The organism is Olleya sp. ITB9, from assembly GCF_001315805.1.
Lineage (GTDB): Bacteria > Bacteroidota > Bacteroidia > Flavobacteriales > Flavobacteriaceae > Olleya > Olleya sediminilitoris.
Map to the genome: position 1 here is coordinate 1 of NZ_BCBW01000024.1, position 20,015 is coordinate 20,015.

Below are 20,015 nucleotides of genomic sequence, written 5' to 3' on the forward strand. Positions count from 1 at the left end.
ACAAATAATCCACAAAAGAATAACGACATAAAAAAGCGTTCTTTATAATAAGACGCTTTTTTTATTAAATAATTTCAGCACTTAAGCCTGCTTCTAGCAGCATAGTGCAACGTGGTTCTAAATCTTTGTAAGAACCTGTTTTAACGGTACATTGTCCTTTATAATGCACCAAAATAGTACATTGCTCTGCTTGTTCTGGTGTATGGTCACAAGCATATATTAAAGTATCTATAACGTGATCAAAAGTATTGACATCGTCATTATAAACTACAATCTCATTATTGGGTTTTTCTAAGGTTTGTACCTCGTGTTGTTCTTGTATTTTTTCTTTTGTACTCATACGTACTTTCTTTTGGGTATAAAAGTAAAAAAATATTGGGTATAAAAAAAGGCTTCTGTCATTACAGAAGCCTTTAAAACTTGTATTTAACTTAATATTAGTACATTATCTGTAATGCGCTAATATCATCTGCTCCAAACTCACCATCTTCACCTGAACTAAAACAAGCTAACATAACTGAGTCTTCTGGATTATTTCCTCCTAAATCAATTGCACCAATCGATCCAGCTCCTTCATTTTGGTTTTGACCACAACTAGCTCTGTTAAACCAATCTGTATGTCTAAATCCAACTGAGTGACCAATTTCATGCGTAACAACATGCTCTACAACGTTTGTATCATAGTTATCTAAACCATATAATTGTACAAACTTGTATGGGTTACCATTACTAGGGAAACCTGCTGATCCACCAGCACCTGATTGACTTGGGTTATGATACACTACCATATCTTTTGATTGATAGTCAGTACCAAATGTTAATTGAAATGAAATTGAAACTCCGCTTAACGCATTGTAATTATTAACAGCCCATTGTAATGCAGTTCGTTCTTTTGTTGACAATGCATTACTACCACCTGTATAACCAATAATTGTTATGGTTTTACCTTGAGATACTAAATTGTTTGTACGATAGTTACGGTCACTTGCTGACACAGGCTCAAGATTTAAAATATCTTCTTCACTCATGTGAACATCACCTTCTAATTCTATCATTTCTTTAAATGTACCGTCAGGCAACATAAAGTCAACGTATTTAACGTCTTTGGTGTTAATTTGTGCATCAGCTAATTTTTGTAAAACTTTTGCTGAAACTTCTTTTTTTGCTACTGCTTCTTCTTCTTCAATAATTGTAGCTTCATCATTTTGACATGATTGTAATCCTAAAATAAAACATAGGCTAGCTAAAGCCATAAATTTAATTTTCTTCATTTTTGGTTGAATTTTAAATTAATAAATGGTTTGCTTTACGTAAAGGTTTTACACACTATTAGTATGTTATTTTAATATTAATAGTATGTTAGATAATTATCAAGTCAAAGATAATTCTTACACAAATAAATTTGTTGCGGTTTTTACCGTAAAAAGAAAAAAATTAATCAAAAAATGAGTTAATTTTATACATAATTAGCTGGAAAAGGAGATTTTTAACAGTTTTTATTCTTTTTCAAACTTAAGTGCAACCCAGTTGTTTTTATTTAGCTTGTCTTTTAAGACTAATTTATGGTCGTTGCATTTTTGTTCTATCATCGGAATATCTTCTATATAGAAACCACTTAAAAACAAACTTCCGTTTGTATCTAAACATGATGAATAGGTTGGAATGTCATTTAATAAAATATTACGATTAATATTAGCTATTATAGTGTCGTATTTTTTATCTTTTAATAGTGAAGCTTCGCCTTCATATACAGATATGTGTTTACAATTGTTACGTTCTGCATTTTCTAGACTGTTTAAATAGCACCAGTTGTCTATATCTATAGCATCTATTGGTTTTGCACCTTTCATTTCGGCAAGAATAGCTAATACTGCTGTACCACAACCCATATCTAATACGGATTTATCTTTAAAATCGTTTTTAAGTATATGTTGGATCATCATATGTGTGGTTTCATGATGTCCTGTACCAAAACTCATTTTTGGTTCGATTACTATTTCGAATGGTGTGTCAAATTTTTCATGAAATGGTGCACGTACTGCACATTGATCATCGACAACTATTGGGTTGAAGTTTTTTTCCCACTCGGCATTCCAATTGGTTTGTTGGATTTGCTCAAAGGTATATTCTATTTTAAACTCGTCTGATTGTAATATTTGAATGTCATTTAAGATTGTGTCATTCCACTCGTCTTTTTGAATGTAAGCGGTTACACCTTCTTCGGTTTCGACAAAGCTTTCAAAGCCTGCAAAACCTAATTCTGCAATTAAAATTTCGGTTGCTGGTTGTAAAGGTTGTACTTTAAAGTAATAGCCTAAATAGATATTGTCTGACATTTTATTGGTACTGTTTTTTGCAGGTATGCTGCGTTAGCGGTTGAAGTGGCATCCTTTTTTGTAGAATAGTCCCAAACTGAGTTTGGGACTATTCTACAAAAAAGATATAACGGAAGACGCGACCCTTGTGGTAACGCCCAAATTTTTATTTTTTATTGTTATTTAAAAGGCGTTTACGATTGCGTAAAAATCGGCTGCTTTTAGAGCTGCTCCACCAATTAATCCTCCATCTACGTCTGGTTTTGAGAAAATCTCTTTGGCGTTTGCTGGTTTTACACTTCCACCATAAAGGATAGTCATGTTGTCTGCTACGTCGTTTCCGTAAGTATCGTTTAATGTTTTACGGATAAATTTGTGCATGTCTTGGGCTTGTTCTGGACTGGCTGTTTCACCTGTACCTATTGCCCAAACAGGCTCGTAGGCCAAAACTATGTTTGAAAAAGCGGAAGCGTCTAAATGAAATAGTGCGTTTTTAATTTGTGCTTCTACGATTGCTTCTTGATTATTTGCTTTACGGTCTGCTAACTCTTCTCCAAAACAAAAAATTACACGCATGTCTTTTGTTAAGGCTTGATCTACTTTTTTGGCTAGTGTTGCATCGTCTTCATTAAAATACGCACGACGCTCTGAGTGTCCTAGTATTACGGTTTTAACACCGACGCTTTTTAGCATATCTGCACTGACTTCTCCTGTGTAAGCTCCATTTTCTGCAAAGTGCATGTTTTGCGCAACGACTTCTATATCATCTTCTCTGGTTGCTTCAAATGCGTGCCATAAATTAGTAAATGTTGGTGCTATCATGACCTCAGCATTTGAGGTTTTGGTTTGCTTTTTTAAATCTGATAATAACGCTTCGGTTTGAGCTAAATCGTTATTCATTTTCCAATTTCCTGCTACTATGTTTTTTCTCATGATTGGTCTGTTTTATTGTAATTTGACTTTTGGATCTAACCAAGTGTAAATGATGTCTACAAAAATATTAATTATAATGAAAAGTAATGCAATAATTAACACGGATCCCATAATTACTGGTAAATCTAATGTGTTTAATGCATTTACTATCTCTTTACCTAATCCATTCCATCCAAATATATACTCTACAAACACTGCGCCTGCTAGCATGCTTGCAAACCATCCTGAGATAGCTGTTACTACTGGATTTAATGCGTTTTTAATGGCATGTTTTTTTATAATCTGAAATTCTGATAATCCTTTTGCTCTAGCTGTCCTGATGTAATCTTGATTAAACACTTCTAACAGCGAGTTGCGCATTAATTGTATAACGACTGCTAACGGTCTTATACCTAATACGATTGCTGGTAGTATAAGGTTTTTAAGTTTGATATGCATGTTTTCGCCAAAATCATCCAACTCATAAAGACTTCCTGTCATTTCTAAATTAGTGTATTTGTGTAATACAAATCCAAATAACCAAGCAAATAAAATGGCACTAAAAAAGGAAGGCACACTCATACCCAAAGTGCTTAAAATTTGAATGGTTTTATCTAAAAAAGAATCTTTTTTTAATGCTGAAATCACGCCTAATGTTACACCTAGCAACATGGCTATAATTATTGCAGAAACCGCAAGTACAAATGTATTTGGTAAGGTCTCTGATAATACTTGACTTACTTTTTTACCTTGATTTGTAAAAGACTCTCGTAAATACGGAAACTTTAAAACGGTTGTTGTATTACCTATTGTAAACAGCTTGGTAGCTGAATATTTGTTTGGGCTTAGATAGGTATAATCTTCTTCTAAATTTGAATGAAACGATATTATTGACAAATCGTTTAAGTAATACAAATATTGAGTTGCTACAGGCTTATCAAATCCGTATTTTTTTTTGACAATTGCTAATTGTTGACTATCCTCGTTTTGACCCAACATCATTTGAGCTGGATCACCTGGTAGTACACTAAACAATAAAAAGATAACGGTTACTACACCAAATAAAGTGAGTAATGCGTAAAGCGTTTTATTTAATAGATAGGTTACCAGATTGTTTTATTTATTTTAAGATTAGATACGCTTTTATACTGCTTTATGAAATAATGTGATTCTTGATACAAGTTACTGATTAATCACAAAACAATAGTAATAACGTCATTCTGTTTTAAGTGTTACTTTTACTACTCCAGATATTGTTTTATCTACTTCTATATTTAATGAATCTATTTGCGCTCTATCCTTAAACACATCCATACTTTGTATAGTTTCAGGATCTAAAGCGTCTACTTCTGCTTTAGTAGCAATTGAGTCTCCAATATAATAAGCAATAACTTCTTCTAATTTTATAGGCTCAGGTCTTTTTACTTTTGGAAAATTTAAATCATCAACATCATTCCAATGTACTTTCTGTATGATTGTTCCTTTTTCTAATTTTAATACTCCAGGATTTGAACGGATGATAGTTTTTAAAGCAGTCTCGTCACAGAAATAATAATCAAAATTTAATTTATAATCAGCTTTAACTTTATTTGCTACATCTGGTCCAGATGCTGTTAAACCAATAACATCATATCCATTAGCTTTGGCTTTATCTGCTGTTACTTTTATAGCTTTTAAACCTTGTGTCTCTGAAGATGATAAATTATAGCTAACTATTAATACAACATTGTCTCTTGACAATATATCTTCTGTAAAATCTTCACCATCTTTTTCGATTGAAAAATCATGTATTGGTGGTTCATAACCTTCTGAGATGGTTTCTGTTGTTACACCAACATAGTCTCCTGATGAGCTTGGATAAGATCCATCTGTTATGTATTGTTTTTCGGTTCCGTTTTCATTAAACGTCCAAGTGTATTCAATAACTGGTTGTGGTGCATCATCTGGCACAATCATGTTATCAGTAATGTTGTTTCCTATTTTAAATGGTCTAAAATCTATACTTGGTAAATGCATTAATACATGGTAAGCAAATCCTAAACAAGCTATAAAACTTAATAATGACAATATTGTAGTTGGTAACTTAGCAAAAAATGGTTTGATGTATTTTATACCAATAAAGAGTATTACTATCATTACCAATAACGCGACATCTTTCCAAAAACTTTCCCATGGATCCATTTTCATGGCATCACCAAAGCATCCACAATCTTTTACTTTATCAAAATAAGCTGAGTAAAAGGTTAAGAATGTGAAGAAAACTATCATTAATAATAAACTCCATATTGTAAATTTAGGCTTATAACCTAATATTAAAAAGATACCTAAAAGCACTTCAAAAACAACTACAATTATAGAAATACCTAGTGCATAAGGAATAAAAAATGGTAAATCTAAAACGGTTGGTCCAAAATATTCTTCTAATTTAAAAGCAAATCCAATAGGATCGTTAAGCTTTATAAATCCTGAAATTATAAAAAATATACCAACAAATATTCTTAAAAAACCTACTATGTATTTCATAATTATAATTAAATATCAAATTGTAAAAGCAATTTTATTGTTCTGTTAAATGTATCATTGCAAAAATGGCATAATTTATCATGTCTTGATAATTAGCATCAATCCCTTCGCTAACAATTGTTTTTCCTGAGTTGTCTTCAATTTGTTTAACACGTAATAATTTTTGTAAAATTAAATCGGTTAAACTACTAACACGCATGTCTCTCCAAGCTTCACCATAGTCATGGTTTTTATCTTGCATTAACTGTTTTGTTATTTTTACTTGCTCATCATATAAAACAGTAGCTTCTTCAACTTCAATATCTGGTTGCTCTACCACTCCTTTTTGTAGCTGAATTAATGCCATAATACAATAATTGATGATACCTATAAATTCGCTTTGCTCACCTTCGTCAACTTTACGTACATCATTTTGTTGCAAACCTCTAATACGCTGTGCTTTTATAAAAATTTGATCGGTTAATGATGGTAAACGTAAAATTCGCCATGCACTACCATAATCTGTCATTTTATTAATAAAAAGGTCTCGACAGGTTTTTATTACAGCATCGTATTGTTTTGAAGTATCTTGCATATTTGATAAACTCTAATTGAATTTTGCGTAAATTTCGCATAAAATTATTTAAAGTTCAAGGTTTAGGGTTTAAAGTTTTGCTAACGTTATCCCAACACCATATTTAAGCGTATCAATGACAATAAATTGTAAAGGCAAACTTATAGATTTAAGTACTCCAAAAGTAATGGGTATTTTAAATGTAACACCAGATTCTTTTTTTGATGGTGGACGTTATAAAGACGAAACTTCAATAATAAAACAAGTAGAAAACATGCTAAGTGAAGGTGCTACGTTTATTGACGTTGGTGCTTACAGCTCAAGACCAAATGCGCCTTTTGTAAGTGAAGATGAAGAACTGCAACGTATAGTACCAATAATAAAACTTTTGGTTAGTCATTTTCCTGATAGTATCATATCTGCAGATACCTTTAGAAGTCAAGTAGCAAAGGTAACTATTAATGAAGGTGCTGCTATGATTAATGATATTTCGGCTGGTTTTTTAGATAATAACATGCTACCAACCATTGCAGATTTAAAAGTACCATATATAATGATGCATATGCGTGGCACACCACAAACCATGCAAACATTAACCCAATACGACAACTTAGTAAAGGCCATTAATTATTATTTTTCAGAGCGTATTGTTAAAGCACGCGACTTGGGTATTATAGATTTAATTTTAGATCCTGGTTTTGGTTTTGCAAAAACATTAGAACAAAATTTTGAACTTTTAAATAAGTTTGAATTATTAAATATTGCAGATTTACCAGTATTAGCTGGTATATCCAGAAAATCTATGATTTACAAAACCTTAGATCTAACAGCTAAAGAAGCTTTAAACGGAACAACTGCTTTACACATGATTGCTTTACAAAAAGGCGCAAAAATATTACGTGTACATGACGTTAAAGAAGCCAAAGAATGTATCACTCTATATAATAAATTAGATGCTTAACAGATTTTTATTTATAACTGTATTATTTTTATTTTTTTCTTGTGGAAACGAAAAAGTACTGCAACTACCAGAAATACAAAATGCAGGCATAACAGAAGTTTTGGACGTCTCTCCTGCTTATATTTTTTATGATGAAACCATACAAGATAGTGTTGAGTTAAACCGAAAAAACTTAATTATTTCTACTAACTGGTTAGTAAACGTTGACAAACGCTTAACTCTAGAACAAGCGTTACCATCTATAATAAAATTACAAGAGAAAAAACGTAATGCAACCATGCATAAAAATGAAAAAGCTAGAAATTATTACACTTGTAATGACACTAGTATTAAAAATTTAGGTTTTATTGATTTTACTGATGTTGAATATCGTTTAAATTACACTGAAACCAAATATGAAGATTTAGAAATAGATGATAATTCATTTGACATAAACCTTATTATTAATACCCTTGAAGACATTACAATAAATTCTTTTATGATTTTAGGAAAAACGAATTTTAACCAATTAAATGATGACCTAAAAGAAAATCTTAATATTTTAAATCTTGAGGACAAGGAGCATGGAGGCGACTTTTACAATGTCCAAATACTTTTTAATAAAAATTTAAGTTTCCAAGATTACATATCTATAAAATCAAAACTAAAAAGTTTTAAAAATGAAAGGACACTAATAAATAAAATCGAACATATTTATTAACCCAATTATATTAAATTTACAAAAACCACTTTCCCTTGGATATATTTAAAGACATACTAAAATTTGGATGGATAGACATGATAGATGTTTTGCTTGTTGCACTACTGCTCTATTACGTTTACAAGCTAGTAAAAGGTACTGTTGCCATTAATATTTTTATTGGTATTGTAGTTATTTACTTTATCTACCTAACTGTTGAAGCCTTACAAATGGTATTATTAACCAAGATTTTAGGTGGTTTTATTAGTGTTGGTTTTATTGCTTTAATTATTGTGTTTCAGCAGGAAGTTAGGAAATTTTTATTAATGATTGGCTCTACCAATTTTGCTAGTAGACGTAAATTTTTAAGTCAATTAAAATTTTTAAAGATAGAACAAGGTACATCCACAGATATAGATGCTATTATATCTGCTTGTAATAAAATGAGTAGTACAAAAACTGGTGCTTTAATTGTTTTAGAACGCAATAATAATCTTGATTTTTTAGCCAATACAGGTGACGAAATGAATATTAAAGTGACGCAACCTATTATTGAAAGTATCTTTTTTAAAAATAGCCCATTACATGATGGTGCCATAATTATACAAGATAATATTGTAAAAGCTACACGTGTTATTTTACCTGTAAACAACGAGAAAAACATTCCGCAACGCTTTGGTTTACGTCATCGTGCTGCTGTTGGTGTAACGGAACGTACAGATGCTATTGCTATTGCTGTAAGTGAAGAAACTGGACAGATTTCTTGCTTTAGAAATGGTGAGTTCCTTCCGTTTGAAGACACCATACAATTAGCTAAAATATTAAAGGCAGATTTAGATTAATATACACTATAACCACTTCTTAATCAGATAGTTTTAGCTAAACCTAATTAAAGCTTCTAAAATACTTTCTTTAAAGATTAAAAACAATCAAAAATGAATATTAAATACAACGAAAATAATCAAACTATAGAAATTAAGGATGGTTTAAAAACCCATCACATGTTAATTAAATCTATTATGATTCTTAATTTGGTAAATGCTATTTTAAACGTTTACGATGTTAATATAACTAAATTGAGTTTTATGTCAACAATCTGGATATTTTTAGCTTTATTATCAGTTTTTGTATTGTATATATTTTTTACTAAAAAATCTAGTTTAGAAAACATTCCTGTTAAAAACATTGAAGCTTTAGAGCAAAAAACAAGTCTAGGTTCCAAACGTTATACTTTTAAATTAACAAACGGAAAGACACGTGACTTAAATGAGTTAAAGACCATTAAAGATGTTAACACTTTAAAAAAAATGCTAACTAAAATTGGAGTAAAATCTTAAAGTAATATTACAAACTAAGCAACTTTCTCTGCTTGTAAAAACTGTACTTCGTATAAGTTTTTGTAATATCCATTTTCTTTTTTTAGCAACTCGTTATGTGTTCCTTGTTCTACAATTAATCCTGAATCCATAACAATTATATTATCTGCTTTTTGGATTGTTGCTAACCTGTGAGCAATAACTATAGATGTACGCCCTTTAGTAATCTTCTCTGTAGCTGTTTGTATTAATTGCTCTGAATAAGAATCTACCGACGACGTGGCTTCATCTAAAATTAAAATACTAGGATTTGTAACGTATGCACGTAAAAATGAAATTAATTGACGTTGACCAGAAGACAACATCACACCACGTTCTTTAACGTTATATTGGTAACCGTTAGGTAAGCTCATTATAAAATCGTGTATTCCAATGTCTTTTGCTGCTTTTACAACTTGAGCTTCGGTTATACTTGAATTATTAAGTGTAATATTATTTAAAATGGTGTCTGCAAACAAAAATACATCTTGTAAAACCACAGCTATTTGCTGTCTTAAAGACGTTAAAGTATAATCTTTAATATTGTTATTATCTATATTTATTTCACCAGAATTGATTTCATAAAAACGATTTAATAAATTTATTACAGTACTTTTTCCTGCTCCTGTAGCACCAACAATTGCAACAGTTTCGCCTTCTTTAACATTAAAACTAATTCCTTTTAAAACTTCTTCTTGCTCGACATAACTAAAATGAACATTCTTAAAGTTTATGTTTCCTTTAAAACTATTAGCTAACAAGTTTCCAGAATTATCAATATGTGATGTTGTGTCTAAAATTTTAAACACTCGGTTTGAGGCAATCATTCCCATTTGAAGCGTATTAAATTTATCTGCAATTTGACGTAATGGTCTAAATAACATTGGGATCATGGTAATAAACATAAATAAATCTCCAGGTGTAACATTACTACCTTCGACCAATATATTTAATCCTCCAAACCATACAATCAATCCTGTAGTTAGCGACCCTAAAAACTCAGCAATTGGAAAAAATATAGAGTTATACCAAACCGTTTTTAACCATGCTTTTTTATGACGATCATTAATTGCTTTAAAGTTTTTATACTCGGTATCTTCTCTGGTAAACAGTTGTAAAATTTTCATTCCTGTGACGCGTTCTTGCACAAACGAGTTTAAGTTAGACACCTCATTACGCACATCTTCAAACGCACGTTTCATGTAGCGTTGAAAAATTTTGGTTGCAAATAAAACTATTGGTAACGTCACAAATACAATTAAACTTAACTTCCAATTGTAATATAACATCGCTCCAGAAATAACAACCATAACCAAAAGGTCTCTAATAATTGTAAATAACCCATCTCCAAATACAGATGCAATACGTTCCATATCTGTCACTGCTCTAGTGATTAAAACACCCACAGAAGAGGTGTTAAAATATTTCATTTTAAAACTCAGGATATGATCAAATAGCTTAACACGAATGTCTTTAACCATTTTTAAACCCAACCAAGAGGAGTAAAAGATAAAAAACAATTGTAACACAACTTGAGCAACAAGTAAAACAATCATTAAAATTATCAAGAAAACAAAACCATTGTAATCTTTTTTAACAAGATGCTCATCAATAATTTCTCGTAATAACACTGGAGTTGCTATACTTAAAGCACCTAATATTAAAACCGAAATTATTAACGCATAAAATACCGTTCTGTAAGGTTTTGTGTATTTAAACAAACGTTTAAATAACTGTAAATCAAAAATATTTTCTTTAGTCTTAGTCATTTAATTTAATTGTATCAGGATAAGCAACCTCTGTTAAATATAATCCTTTTGCAGGAACTGAAAACCCAGCATTACTTCGGTTTTTAGAAGCTATAATAGTGTGTAAATCTTCAACTTCAATCTTACCAACTCCAACGTTAATTAAAGTACCAACAATAGCTCTAACCATGTTTCTTAAAAAACGATCTGCTTTAATTGTAAAATGAAGTTCGTTGTCCACCAATTTCCATGCTGCTTTCATTATATCACAATTATAGGTTTTTACATCTGTATGTGTTTTTGAAAAACATTGAAAATTTTTGTATTCAAATAATACCTTAGTTGCTTTATTAAGCTTGTCAATATCTAAATTATGTTTTAAATAGTAAGCTTGATTGACATTAAAAGGGCTTTTTTGTAATGCAATGCGATATAAATACGCTCTACTAGTCGCATGAAAACGTGCATGAACATCGGGTTTAACCTTAAATATAGAATGAATAGCTACATCTTCTGGTAAAAAAGAATTGAGTTTATACATCAATTTTTCTGACTCAAAAACAACCTCTGTATCCATATGTGCAAATAACTGCTTTGCATGCACACCAGCATCTGTCCTTCCTGCTCCCATTACAACTATGTTTTGTCCTAGAATAGTAGACAATGCATTTTCTAAAACTTCTTGTACAGATATTGCATTAGGTTGTTTTTGCCAACCATGATAATTTTTTCCGTTATAAGATAGTTCTATAAAATAGCGCAAGAAAGCTGTATTTTTACATATTAAAAGACAAAGATAATTGTTTTTGTTACTAAAGAAATGCTAAAAAATAATTAAAATAGACTTGGTTAAGTTCTTCTAAAATGAAAAAAATATTATTACTCTCTGACACACATAGTCATATTGATGAAGCTGTACTAAAACATGTCAAAGCAGCTGACGAGGTTTGGCATGCTGGAGATATTGGTGATTTAAAAGTTACAGATGCAATAAAAGATTTAAAACCACTTCGTGCTGTTTGGGGAAACATTGACAATGATAAAGCCAGAGCTGAATTTCCGGAACATAATCGTTTTACTATAGAAGGTGTGGATGTATGGATTACACACATAGGTGGTTATCCAAACAGATATAATATTAGAGTTAGAGAGGCTATAATAGCCAATCCACCAAAGCTATTTATTTGCGGACACTCTCACATACTTAAAGTTATGCCTGATAAAAAATTAGGATTATTACACATGAATCCTGGAGCCATTGGCATACACGGCTTTCATAATGTAAGGACTATGCTACGATTTACTATAGATAAGGGTAAAATAGATAATCTAGAAGTTATAGAATATCCAAGAAAATAAACGATTAACAATAAAACATAAAAAAACCGAAGCTTTCACTTCGGTTTTTTTTCGCACTAATACTACTAAGATGTTAGGTTTAACGTAAACGATCTACAGATTTTACAAGATCTTCATCCTTTTTAATGGCTCTATTTGATAAAATCAAAAAGACGATAGAAATAATTGGGAAGAAAATCGCAACACCTTTCTCTGAAACATCATTTGCTTCTCCAGATGCATTTAGTATTCGATACACGAAAAATCCTAGTAAAATTAAATTTAATATCTGATTTAGTCGTCCCAACATAAATTGAGACTTTCTATTTTTAAAATTAAATATTGAAATAACAGCCAATAACGCAGAAGCTAAAAACAAACCTAGAACAACCAGTTCGTCTTTTGCAAAAACCATAACTTTATTAGTCGTTGTCCATAAATTAAAAGCGAATATTAATCCGCCAGAAACTATAGCAACTATTAATAAATATACCGTTTGTATACGTTGTAACATATTAAAATTTCAAATTTTGAAAAACAAAAATATAGTTTCTTTTTTTATAAACGAAACATCACACACTAAAAATTGCTACAAATAACAAAACACAATCACAACACGTTGTATTTCAATTAAAAAACAATAAAGATTCTTTCAATAATAAAAAATTAAAATAAAAGTTGTATAATTGCAGTAACGCAATGCAACACTCACTCTCGCAGAGCGTTAATTCTTCAGAAGTATATCTTATTTTCTTCAAGAAATAATCAATTCAAATCACAACAACACATAAGTTAATTCAACATCAATGTTTGAAATCTCACAATTAAAAGAAATGAAGCTTCCTGAGTTGCAGGATATAGCTAAAAAACTGAGCGTCCCAAAATTTCGTTCATTAAAAAAATTAGATTTAGTATACCAAATACTAGATAAGCAAGCAGCAGACCCAAAAGCTGTTTTAGAAGTAAAAAAAGAAGATACTCCTGTAAAAAAAGCACCTGCTAAAAAAGCGACTCCTGCTAAAGCTAATGCAGAAAAAACTACTACTCAAAAGCCTAAAGCTAAACGAGCTAGAGTCACAAAACCTGTTGCCAAAAAGGATGAGACTAACCAACCACAGTTAGACTTAAAACCTGAAACAGAAACAAAAAAAGAACCTGTAGCTAAAAAGGCTCCTGTAAAGGCACAGCCTAAAAAACCGGTTCACAATCATCAAAAAAACAAACAGTCTAACGACAGTAAGGACGATCGTCAAAACGACAACAAACAACAAAACCGTCCTAAACATAACAATCAAAAAAATAATAACCAGAAAAACAATAATCAAAAAAACGGTAACCAACATAATGGTAACAAAGACAGTCGTAACCGTTACAGAGAACCTGATTTTGAGTTTGATGCTATTATAGAAAGTGAAGGTGTCTTAGACATTATGCAAGATGGTTATGGTTTTTTACGTTCGTCAGACTACAACTATTTATCGTCACCAGATGACATATATGTATCACAATCTCAAATCCGTTTATTTGGATTAAAAGTTGGAGACACAGTATTAGGTCAAGTTAGACCTCCAAAAGAAGGAGAAAAATACTTCCCGTTAATTAAAGTAAGTAAAATAAATGGTCAAAACCCAAATGTGGTTAGAGATCGTGTTGCTTTTGAGCATTTAACACCATTATTTCCTCAAGAAAAATTTAATATTGCCGAAAAACAAGCAACCATTTCAACACGTATAATGGACCTGTTTGCACCAATAGGTAAAGGACAACGTGGTATGATTGTATCACAACCAAAAACAGGTAAAACCATGTTATTAAAGGATGTTGCCAATGCAATTGCAGCAAACCATCCTGAAGTATATCAAATGATTTTACTTATAGATGAGCGTCCAGAAGAAGTTACAGACATGCAAAGAAATGTAAGAGGTGAAGTTATTGCTTCTACTTTTGATAAAGAGGCTCATGAGCACGTTAAAATTGCTAACATCGTGTTAGAAAAAGCAAAACGATTAGTAGAGTGTGGACATGACGTAGTTATTCTACTAGACTCTATCACACGTCTGGCAAGAGCATACAACTCTGTACAACCAGCATCCGGAAAAATTCTTTCTGGAGGTGTAGATGCCAATGCACTACATAAACCAAAACGCTTTTTTGGAGCTGCACGTAATATAGAAAACGGAGGATCATTAACTATTATAGCAACCGCTTTAACAGAAACAGGATCTAAAATGGACGAAGTAATCTTTGAAGAATTTAAAGGTACAGGTAACATGGAACTTCAGTTAGACCGTAAAATATCTAATCGTCGTATTTTCCCTGCAATTGACTTAACATCATCAAGTACACGTCGTGACGATATTTTATTAGATGCATCAACTATACAACGTATGTGGGTAATGCGTAAATATCTAGCAGATATGAATCCTGTAGAAGCAATGGAGTTTATAAACGATAGATTTAAACAAACCAGAAATAACGAAGAGTTTTTAATATCTATGAATGGATAATCAAAACCATTTAAAATAAATAAAAAGCTCAATGTACTACATTAAGCTTTTTATTTACTTTATATTTAAATAATAATTATGGCGTTACCATTATCCTGAAAAAAAAAATCAGGATAATCGTATCGTCATCCGTTAATAGTTTTGTCTCAGAGCGCTTGCTCGCCAAAAGCTAACCAGTACTACCGCTAACACACTATACCAATGGACAGCATACAAATTTATAGCTATGACTCCTTGAAAATAAAGCACAAAAAAAAGCGTTTCATATAAACATGAAACGCTTTAAATATTATATAACTAAAACTAATTATAAAGCAGCTACGTGCTTAGCTAAACTAGATTTTAAGTTAGAAGCTTTGTTAGTATGAATAACATTTTTCTTTGCCAATCTATCTAACATAGATACTACGGAAGGAAATAAAGCTTCAGCCTCTTTCTTATCTTCCATCTCACGTAACTTTTTGATAGCGTTACGAGTAGTCTTGTGCTGATACTTGTTTAATAAACGCTTAGCTTCGTTACTTCTAATTCTTTTTAACGTTGACTTGTGATTTGCCATTTTGTTTTTTCCTTTTTAATAAAAAATTGTAGCCCGTAGGGGAATCGAACCCCTCTTACATGGATGAAAACCATGCGTCCTAGCCGATAGACGAACGGGCCATTTTGTTATTGAGTGCGCAAATATAAAACTTATATTTTAAACTTGCAAATTTGTTTTTCAATTAACTAACAATGTTTCCATTGCGGGTGCAAATATACAACTAATTTTAAGTTACGCAACAACAAAATGAAAAAAAAATAAAAAAAATTTTCTAATACGCTTTTGCAAACAACACTCTTCGCTCAGAAGTTGCTCCTGTATAGACACATACACCTTTTTCAAGCTTTCCTTCTAAAGGCATACATCTTATTGTTGCTTTAGTAATTTCTTTAATTTTATCTTCAGTTTCCGTGGTTCCATCCCAATGTGCAGAAATAAATCCTCCTTTTTCTTCTAAAACTTTTTTAAATTCTTCAAAAGAATCTACTTCTGTAATATGATTATCTCTATAATCAAGAGCTTTATTAAACAATGCTTCTTGGATTGTAGTCATCAAACCTTCAACTTTATCCACTAAACCATCTAAAGGCACCACTTCTTTAGTTAAAGTATCACGTCTAGCTAATTCTACCGTTCCGTTTTCAAGATCCCTAGAACCTATTGCTATACGTAATGGTACACCTTGCAATTCATGTTGTGCAAACTTAGCACCTGGTCTATAAGTATCACGATTATCAAATTTTACCGAAATGTTTTTACTTCGTAAATCTTTCATAATACCATTTACTACCTCTGTTATTGCATCTAATTGCTCATCTGTCTTATATATTGGTACAATTACAACTTGATTTGGCGCAAGGTTTGGAGGTAATACTAACCCTTTATCATCACTATGCGTCATTATTAAAGCTCCCATTAATCTTGTTGAAACTCCCCAAGATGTAGCCCAAACATGCTCTTGCTTACCTTCTTTAGATGTGAACTTTACATCAAAAGCTTTTGCAAAGTTTTGCCCTAAAAAGTGTGACGTACCAGCTTGTAGCGCTTTACCATCTTGCATTAGTGCTTCAATACAGTAAGTTTCATCTGCTCCAGCAAAACGTTCGCTTTCAGTTTTCAAACCTTGTACTACTGGTATTGCCATAAATTTTTCAGCAAAAGTAGCGTAAACATTATTCATTAATTCTGCTTCAGCTATAGCCTCTTTTTTAGTTGCATGTGCTGTATGACCTTCTTGCCATAAAAATTCTGCAGTACGTAAAAATAAACGCGTACGCATTTCCCAACGTACAACATTTGCCCATTGGTTTATTAATAAAGGTAAATCTCTGTATGATTGAATCCATCCTTTATAAGTATTCCATATTATGGCTTCACTTGTTGGACGTACAACTAACTCCTCCTCTAACTTTGCATTAGGATCTACTCTAAGTTTCCCTGGTTTATCAGGGTCGTTTTGCAATCTATAATGTGTAACCACAGCACACTCTTTAGCAAAGCCTTCTGCATTTTTCTCCTCAGCTTCAAATAAACTTTTAGGTACAAATAATGGAAAATAAGCATTTTGATGTCCTGTTTCTTTAAACATTCTATCTAGTTCTGCTTGCATTTTTTCCCAGATTGCAAAACCATATGGCTTTATAACCATACATCCTCTTACAGCTGAATTTTCAGCCAAATCAGCCTCTACAACCAATTCATTATACCATTTGGAATAATTTTCAGCTCTACTTGTTAGTTTTTTACTCATATACAGTATTTTGGCACAAAAATTGTGATTATGTTAAATAATAAAATAGTTCAGCAAAACTAACTATTTTTGTAATGTTCAACAATTAAAAACTACTCGTTATGAAATTAATTAACTACTTATTTAACAAAATACCGTTATTTACCGCTCTTTTAGCTGTTTTAGCTTTAAGTTCTTGTGGATCCTATCAATATGTTGGACAGTCTAGTGATGGCATCTATCAAACTACTACTGAAAATGTAGAACAAGAAACAGTTGCTATACCTGCAGAAAATAATAACGATTATTACTCTAATTACTTTAAAGAAAAAGCATTAGAAGCTGAAATATATAACGATAGTGATGATGTTTTTACAGATATTGACTCTTATCAAGGTAGCTATGACGAAACTTTAGAAGAAACTAACCAAAATGCTGGTTGGGGAACCTCTAATGAAACCGTTGTAATTAACATTCATGATAATGGGTTTTATAACAATTATGGATGGGCTTATAATAATTGGGGATGGAACAATTGGGGATGGAACCGACCTTGGGGCTTTAACCGATTTGGCTGGAACAGTTGGAACAGTCCTTATGCCTGGAATTACGGATGGGGATATTCTGGTTTTTATAACTCATACTGGAACAATCCATACTATGGACACGGATATGGCTATGGATATGCATACCACAATGGATTTAGAAGAAGAGGTATAGCTTACAATGCAGGAAGAAGAGGTAATTACTACAGAAACAGTGCATACCTTAATTCTAGATCATCTAGAATTAACACTAGAAATAATTCGGTAAGAGCCAGAACCAGAACTAATACCACTAGACCTAGAACCAACACAACTAGACCTAGAACTAACACAACTAGACCTAGAACTAATTCCACAAGGCCTAGAACTAATACCACAAGACCCAGAACAAACTCATCAACGCCAAGAAGCAATAGCTCTACGCCAAGATCTAGCGCTCCTTCTAGAAGTACACCAAGAAGTAGATCTACAAGTAGTGGAAGTTCTAGAAGAGGAAGAGGTTAAAATTTAAAAAAGTCTATGAAAAAAATAATTTTATTAGTTATAGGTACACTATCTATAACTTTAAGTCAAGCTCAAAATATAAATGACGCTTTAAGATATTCTCCCGGAGAAATAAACGGTACAGCTCGTTTTCAAGCTATGAGTGGTGCATTTGGTGCATTAGGAGGTGATTTAAGTGCTATAAACATAAATCCTGCAGGATCTGCTGTTTTCACAAGTAGTTATGCCTCAGTATCATTATCCAATACAAATATTGATAATAATACAACATTCTATAATGGTCAAAGAGACTCTTCTGAATCTAACTTGGATATTAACCAAGGAGGAGGTGTATTTCTGTTTAAAAATCAAAAACAATCCTCTCCATGGAAGAAATTCTCATTAAGTATTGTTTATGATAACACCAAAAACTATGATGACCAATGGATTGCAAACGGAACAGGAAACAGTAGTATTAGCAATTATTTTTTAGCTAATGCTCAAGGGTTACGTTTAGACGAGATATCAGCATTTGATGGAGAATCTACATCACAAGCTTATTCTGGTATTGGTAGTGCCTATGGTTACCAAAACCAACAAGCGTTTTTAGGTTATGACTCATACATATTAGAACCAACTACTTATGACGATAATAACACAACTTACGCTAGCAATATTGCAGGAGATTCCTTTAGGCAAAAACACAACTATTCAGCAACTGGCTATAACGGAAAAATTGGATTTAATGCAGGTGCTCAATATGGTAAAAATACATATATTGGTTTAAATCTTAATTCACATTTTTTAAATTACGAAAGGTACACGCGTTTTTATGAAACAAACAATGATTCTGAATCATTAGTTAGAGAAGTTCTCTTTGAAAATGCATTAACATCAAATGGATCAGGTTTTTCTTTTCAATTAGGAGGTATTTTTAAATTAACAGAAAGCTTAAGAGCTGGAATAACTTATGATTCACCTACTTGGATGACAATAAATGAAGAAACAACTCAATACATTGAAACATTAGTAATAGATGATACTAATGGTGATTTCTACCAAGTTGTAGACCCTAATGTTATTAATATTTTTGAAAGTTACAGAGTACAAACACCTAGTAAATTAACAGGTAGTTTAGCCTATGTTTTTGGAACTAAAGGTTTAATTAGTATTGACTATTCAAGAAGAGATCATAGTAAAACAAAATTAAAACCAACGTCAGACCCTATTTTTAATGCTGAAAACGCTTACATTGAAAATACATTAACAGCAGCATCAACTTACAAAATCGGAGCAGAATATAAAGTGAACCGTTTTAGTTTTAGAGGAGGTTACAGGTTAGAAGAAAGTCCTTATAAAGATGAAACTACCATTGGTGATTTAACAGGATACTCTTTAGGCTTAGGTTATAATTTTGGAAATACAAATTTAGATTTAGCTTACAGTAATGCAAAACAAGATAGAAACGAACAACTATTTACAGGATTATCAAATCCTGCTAATATTGAAGCTGACAATACCTTAGTTACTCTAACATTAGGTTTTAAACTATAAAGCACAAAACAAATAAATTAACAAAAAAGACTCAAGCTTTTGCTTGAGTCTTTTTTGTTAATTAGTAGTTATACTATTAGCTTAAAGGTATTCTCAAACTAAGTTAGCAAACCTTATCTAACTCAGAAAAAAGCTAGGAAGACACAACTAAAAAAGCAGTAAAGCACGCATCTAAAAGCGTTAAAAATATTAGATCTGTGTATGTACAAGATCAAAGTGCTAGTGTAAAAGATGACGAAGTAGTTGACTTTAGAGTTAACCTTAAAATCACT

General features: G+C 31.6%; 20 protein-coding genes, 1 tRNA gene and 1 pseudogene. 9 read left to right on the forward strand and 13 right to left on the reverse strand.

What is annotated here, in order from left to right; genetic code table 11:
- Nucleotides 1–64: 64 nt before the first annotated feature.
- The 7 genes from ITB9_RS06610 to ITB9_RS06640 form a co-directional block, all read right to left on the reverse strand.
- A complete protein-coding gene (locus ITB9_RS06610; protein WP_028290696.1) occupies nt 65–340 on the reverse strand; it encodes an ATP-dependent Clp protease adaptor ClpS in 276 nt (91 codons plus the stop codon).
- Nucleotides 341–437: 97 nt separating this feature from the next.
- Nucleotides 438–1,271 (reverse strand): M57 family metalloprotease, encoded by an 834-nt coding sequence (locus tag ITB9_RS06615; protein ID WP_054851632.1) that lies wholly within the window; start codon nt 1,269–1,271, stop codon nt 438–440.
- 225 nt (nt 1,272–1,496) lie between these two features.
- On the reverse strand, nt 1,497–2,336 hold the full coding sequence (gene prmA, locus ITB9_RS06620; protein ID WP_028607655.1) for a 50S ribosomal protein L11 methyltransferase: 840 nt from the start codon (nt 2,334–2,336) through the stop codon (nt 1,497–1,499).
- Nucleotides 2,337–2,498: 162 nt separating this feature from the next.
- Nucleotides 2,499–3,248 (reverse strand): triose-phosphate isomerase, encoded by a 750-nt coding sequence (gene tpiA, locus ITB9_RS06625; protein WP_054851633.1) that lies wholly within the window; start codon nt 3,246–3,248, stop codon nt 2,499–2,501.
- A 12-nt stretch (nt 3,249–3,260) separates the two neighbouring features.
- Nucleotides 3,261–4,337: an ABC transporter permease gene (locus ITB9_RS06630; protein ID WP_054851634.1), complete on the reverse strand. Its 1,077-nt coding sequence runs from the start codon at nt 4,335–4,337 to the stop codon at nt 3,261–3,263.
- A gap of 105 nt (nt 4,338–4,442) precedes the next feature.
- Complete coding sequence (locus ITB9_RS06635; RefSeq protein ID WP_054851635.1) at nt 4,443–5,750, reverse strand: BT_3928 family protein; 1,308 nt, start codon at nt 5,748–5,750, stop codon at nt 4,443–4,445.
- A 34-nt stretch (nt 5,751–5,784) separates the two neighbouring features.
- Nucleotides 5,785–6,324: a DUF1599 domain-containing protein gene (locus ITB9_RS06640; protein ID WP_028607659.1), complete on the reverse strand. Its 540-nt coding sequence runs from the start codon at nt 6,322–6,324 to the stop codon at nt 5,785–5,787.
- A gap of 115 nt (nt 6,325–6,439) precedes the next feature.
- Here ITB9_RS06640 and folP point away from each other — a divergent pair, with 115 nt between their 5' ends.
- From folP to ITB9_RS06660, 4 genes are all read left to right on the forward strand, one after another.
- Nucleotides 6,440–7,264, forward strand: a complete 825-nt coding sequence (gene folP / locus ITB9_RS06645) for a dihydropteroate synthase (RefSeq protein WP_054851636.1) — start codon at nt 6,440–6,442, stop codon at nt 7,262–7,264.
- Nucleotides 7,257–7,964: a hypothetical protein gene (locus ITB9_RS06650; RefSeq protein WP_054851637.1), complete on the forward strand. Its 708-nt coding sequence runs from the start codon at nt 7,257–7,259 to the stop codon at nt 7,962–7,964. Before folP ends, ITB9_RS06650 begins: the two co-directional genes overlap by 8 nt.
- A 35-nt stretch (nt 7,965–7,999) precedes the next feature.
- Nucleotides 8,000–8,785 (forward strand): diadenylate cyclase CdaA, encoded by a 786-nt coding sequence (gene cdaA, locus ITB9_RS06655; protein ID WP_028290689.1) that lies wholly within the window; start codon nt 8,000–8,002, stop codon nt 8,783–8,785.
- 93 nt (nt 8,786–8,878) lie between these two features.
- Entirely contained in the window at nt 8,879–9,280 is a 402-nt protein-coding gene (locus ITB9_RS06660) for a hypothetical protein (protein ID WP_054851638.1), read from the forward strand.
- 14 nt (nt 9,281–9,294) lie between these two features.
- Here the strand turns inward: ITB9_RS06660 and ITB9_RS06665 are convergent, their stop codons facing one another.
- Both ITB9_RS06665 and truA read right to left on the reverse strand, forming a co-directional pair.
- Nucleotides 9,295–11,067 (reverse strand): ABC transporter ATP-binding protein, encoded by a 1,773-nt coding sequence (locus tag ITB9_RS06665; RefSeq protein WP_054851639.1) that lies wholly within the window; start codon nt 11,065–11,067, stop codon nt 9,295–9,297.
- Nucleotides 11,060–11,809: a tRNA pseudouridine(38-40) synthase TruA gene (truA, locus tag ITB9_RS06670; RefSeq protein ID WP_054851640.1), complete on the reverse strand. Its 750-nt coding sequence runs from the start codon at nt 11,807–11,809 to the stop codon at nt 11,060–11,062. The genes ITB9_RS06665 and truA overlap by 8 nt, the downstream gene beginning before the upstream one ends.
- Before the next feature lie 101 nt (nt 11,810–11,910).
- Between truA and ITB9_RS06675 the strand changes: the two genes are divergently transcribed.
- The gene (locus tag ITB9_RS06675) at nt 11,911–12,405 is read left to right on the forward strand and encodes a metallophosphoesterase (RefSeq protein WP_054851641.1); all 495 of its coding nucleotides are present in this window, start codon (nt 11,911–11,913) and stop codon (nt 12,403–12,405) included.
- A 79-nt stretch (nt 12,406–12,484) separates the two neighbouring features.
- Here the strand turns inward: ITB9_RS06675 and ITB9_RS06680 are convergent, their stop codons facing one another.
- Nucleotides 12,485–12,898, reverse strand: a complete 414-nt coding sequence (locus tag ITB9_RS06680) for a DUF4293 domain-containing protein (RefSeq protein WP_028607665.1) — start codon at nt 12,896–12,898, stop codon at nt 12,485–12,487.
- Between the two features lie 292 nt (nt 12,899–13,190).
- Here ITB9_RS06680 and rho point away from each other — a divergent pair, with 292 nt between their 5' ends.
- Nucleotides 13,191–14,891 (forward strand): transcription termination factor Rho, encoded by a 1,701-nt coding sequence (gene rho, locus ITB9_RS06685; protein WP_054851642.1) that lies wholly within the window; start codon nt 13,191–13,193, stop codon nt 14,889–14,891.
- A gap of 307 nt (nt 14,892–15,198) precedes the next feature.
- Here the strand turns inward: rho and rpsT are convergent, their stop codons facing one another.
- The 3 genes from rpsT to proS all read right to left on the reverse strand — a co-directional run bounded on the left by rpsT (nt 15,199) and on the right by proS (nt 17,182).
- A complete protein-coding gene (gene rpsT / locus ITB9_RS06690) occupies nt 15,199–15,450 on the reverse strand; it encodes a 30S ribosomal protein S20 (protein WP_028290682.1) in 252 nt (83 codons plus the stop codon).
- A 29-nt stretch (nt 15,451–15,479) separates the two neighbouring features.
- Nucleotides 15,480–15,551, reverse strand: a tRNA-Glu gene (locus tag ITB9_RS06695).
- A gap of 152 nt (nt 15,552–15,703) precedes the next feature.
- Nucleotides 15,704–17,182 (reverse strand): proline--tRNA ligase, encoded by a 1,479-nt coding sequence (gene proS, locus ITB9_RS06700; RefSeq protein WP_054851643.1) that lies wholly within the window; start codon nt 17,180–17,182, stop codon nt 15,704–15,706.
- A gap of 101 nt (nt 17,183–17,283) precedes the next feature.
- On the opposite strand from proS, the gene ITB9_RS06705 reads away from it, so the two are divergent.
- The 3 genes and pseudogenes from ITB9_RS06705 to ITB9_RS15335 all read left to right on the forward strand — a co-directional run.
- On the forward strand, nt 17,284–18,210 hold the full coding sequence (locus tag ITB9_RS06705; RefSeq protein ID WP_054851644.1) for a hypothetical protein: 927 nt from the start codon (nt 17,284–17,286) through the stop codon (nt 18,208–18,210).
- Nucleotides 18,211–18,225: 15 nt separating this feature from the next.
- Nucleotides 18,226–19,743, forward strand: a complete 1,518-nt coding sequence (locus ITB9_RS06710) for an OmpP1/FadL family transporter (protein ID WP_054851645.1) — start codon at nt 18,226–18,228, stop codon at nt 19,741–19,743.
- A gap of 107 nt (nt 19,744–19,850) precedes the next feature.
- Nucleotides 19,851–20,015, forward strand: a pseudogene (locus ITB9_RS15335) (dodecin family protein); the annotation flags it as partial.

Excerpts from the sequence above, each read along its gene's own strand:
- ITB9_RS06610 (WP_028290696.1), bottom strand. The coding sequence starts at position 340 with ATGAGTACAAAAGAAAAAATACAAGAACAACACGAGGTACAAACCTTA.
- ITB9_RS06615 (WP_054851632.1), bottom strand. The coding sequence starts at position 1,271 with ATGAAGAAAATTAAATTTATGGCTTTAGCTAGCCTATGTTTTATTTTA.
- prmA (WP_028607655.1), bottom strand. The coding sequence starts at position 2,336 with ATGTCAGACAATATCTATTTAGGCTATTACTTTAAAGTACAACCTTTA.
- tpiA (WP_054851633.1), bottom strand. The coding sequence starts at position 3,248 with ATGAGAAAAAACATAGTAGCAGGAAATTGGAAAATGAATAACGATTTA.
- ITB9_RS06635 (WP_054851635.1), bottom strand. The coding sequence starts at position 5,750 with ATGAAATACATAGTAGGTTTTTTAAGAATATTTGTTGGTATATTTTTT.
- ITB9_RS06640 (WP_028607659.1), bottom strand. The coding sequence starts at position 6,324 with ATGCAAGATACTTCAAAACAATACGATGCTGTAATAAAAACCTGTCGA.
- folP (WP_054851636.1), top strand. The coding sequence starts at position 6,440 with ATGACAATAAATTGTAAAGGCAAACTTATAGATTTAAGTACTCCAAAA.
- ITB9_RS06650 (WP_054851637.1), top strand. The coding sequence starts at position 7,257 with ATGCTTAACAGATTTTTATTTATAACTGTATTATTTTTATTTTTTTCT.
- ITB9_RS06660 (WP_054851638.1), top strand. The coding sequence starts at position 8,879 with ATGAATATTAAATACAACGAAAATAATCAAACTATAGAAATTAAGGAT.
- ITB9_RS06665 (WP_054851639.1), bottom strand. The coding sequence starts at position 11,067 with ATGACTAAGACTAAAGAAAATATTTTTGATTTACAGTTATTTAAACGT.
- ITB9_RS06675 (WP_054851641.1), top strand. The coding sequence starts at position 11,911 with ATGAAAAAAATATTATTACTCTCTGACACACATAGTCATATTGATGAA.
- ITB9_RS06680 (WP_028607665.1), bottom strand. The coding sequence starts at position 12,898 with ATGTTACAACGTATACAAACGGTATATTTATTAATAGTTGCTATAGTT.
- rho (WP_054851642.1), top strand. The coding sequence starts at position 13,191 with ATGTTTGAAATCTCACAATTAAAAGAAATGAAGCTTCCTGAGTTGCAG.
- rpsT (WP_028290682.1), bottom strand. The coding sequence starts at position 15,450 with ATGGCAAATCACAAGTCAACGTTAAAAAGAATTAGAAGTAACGAAGCT.
- proS (WP_054851643.1), bottom strand. The coding sequence starts at position 17,182 with ATGAGTAAAAAACTAACAAGTAGAGCTGAAAATTATTCCAAATGGTAT.
- ITB9_RS06705 (WP_054851644.1), top strand. The coding sequence starts at position 17,284 with ATGAAATTAATTAACTACTTATTTAACAAAATACCGTTATTTACCGCT.
- ITB9_RS06710 (WP_054851645.1), top strand. The coding sequence starts at position 18,226 with ATGAAAAAAATAATTTTATTAGTTATAGGTACACTATCTATAACTTTA.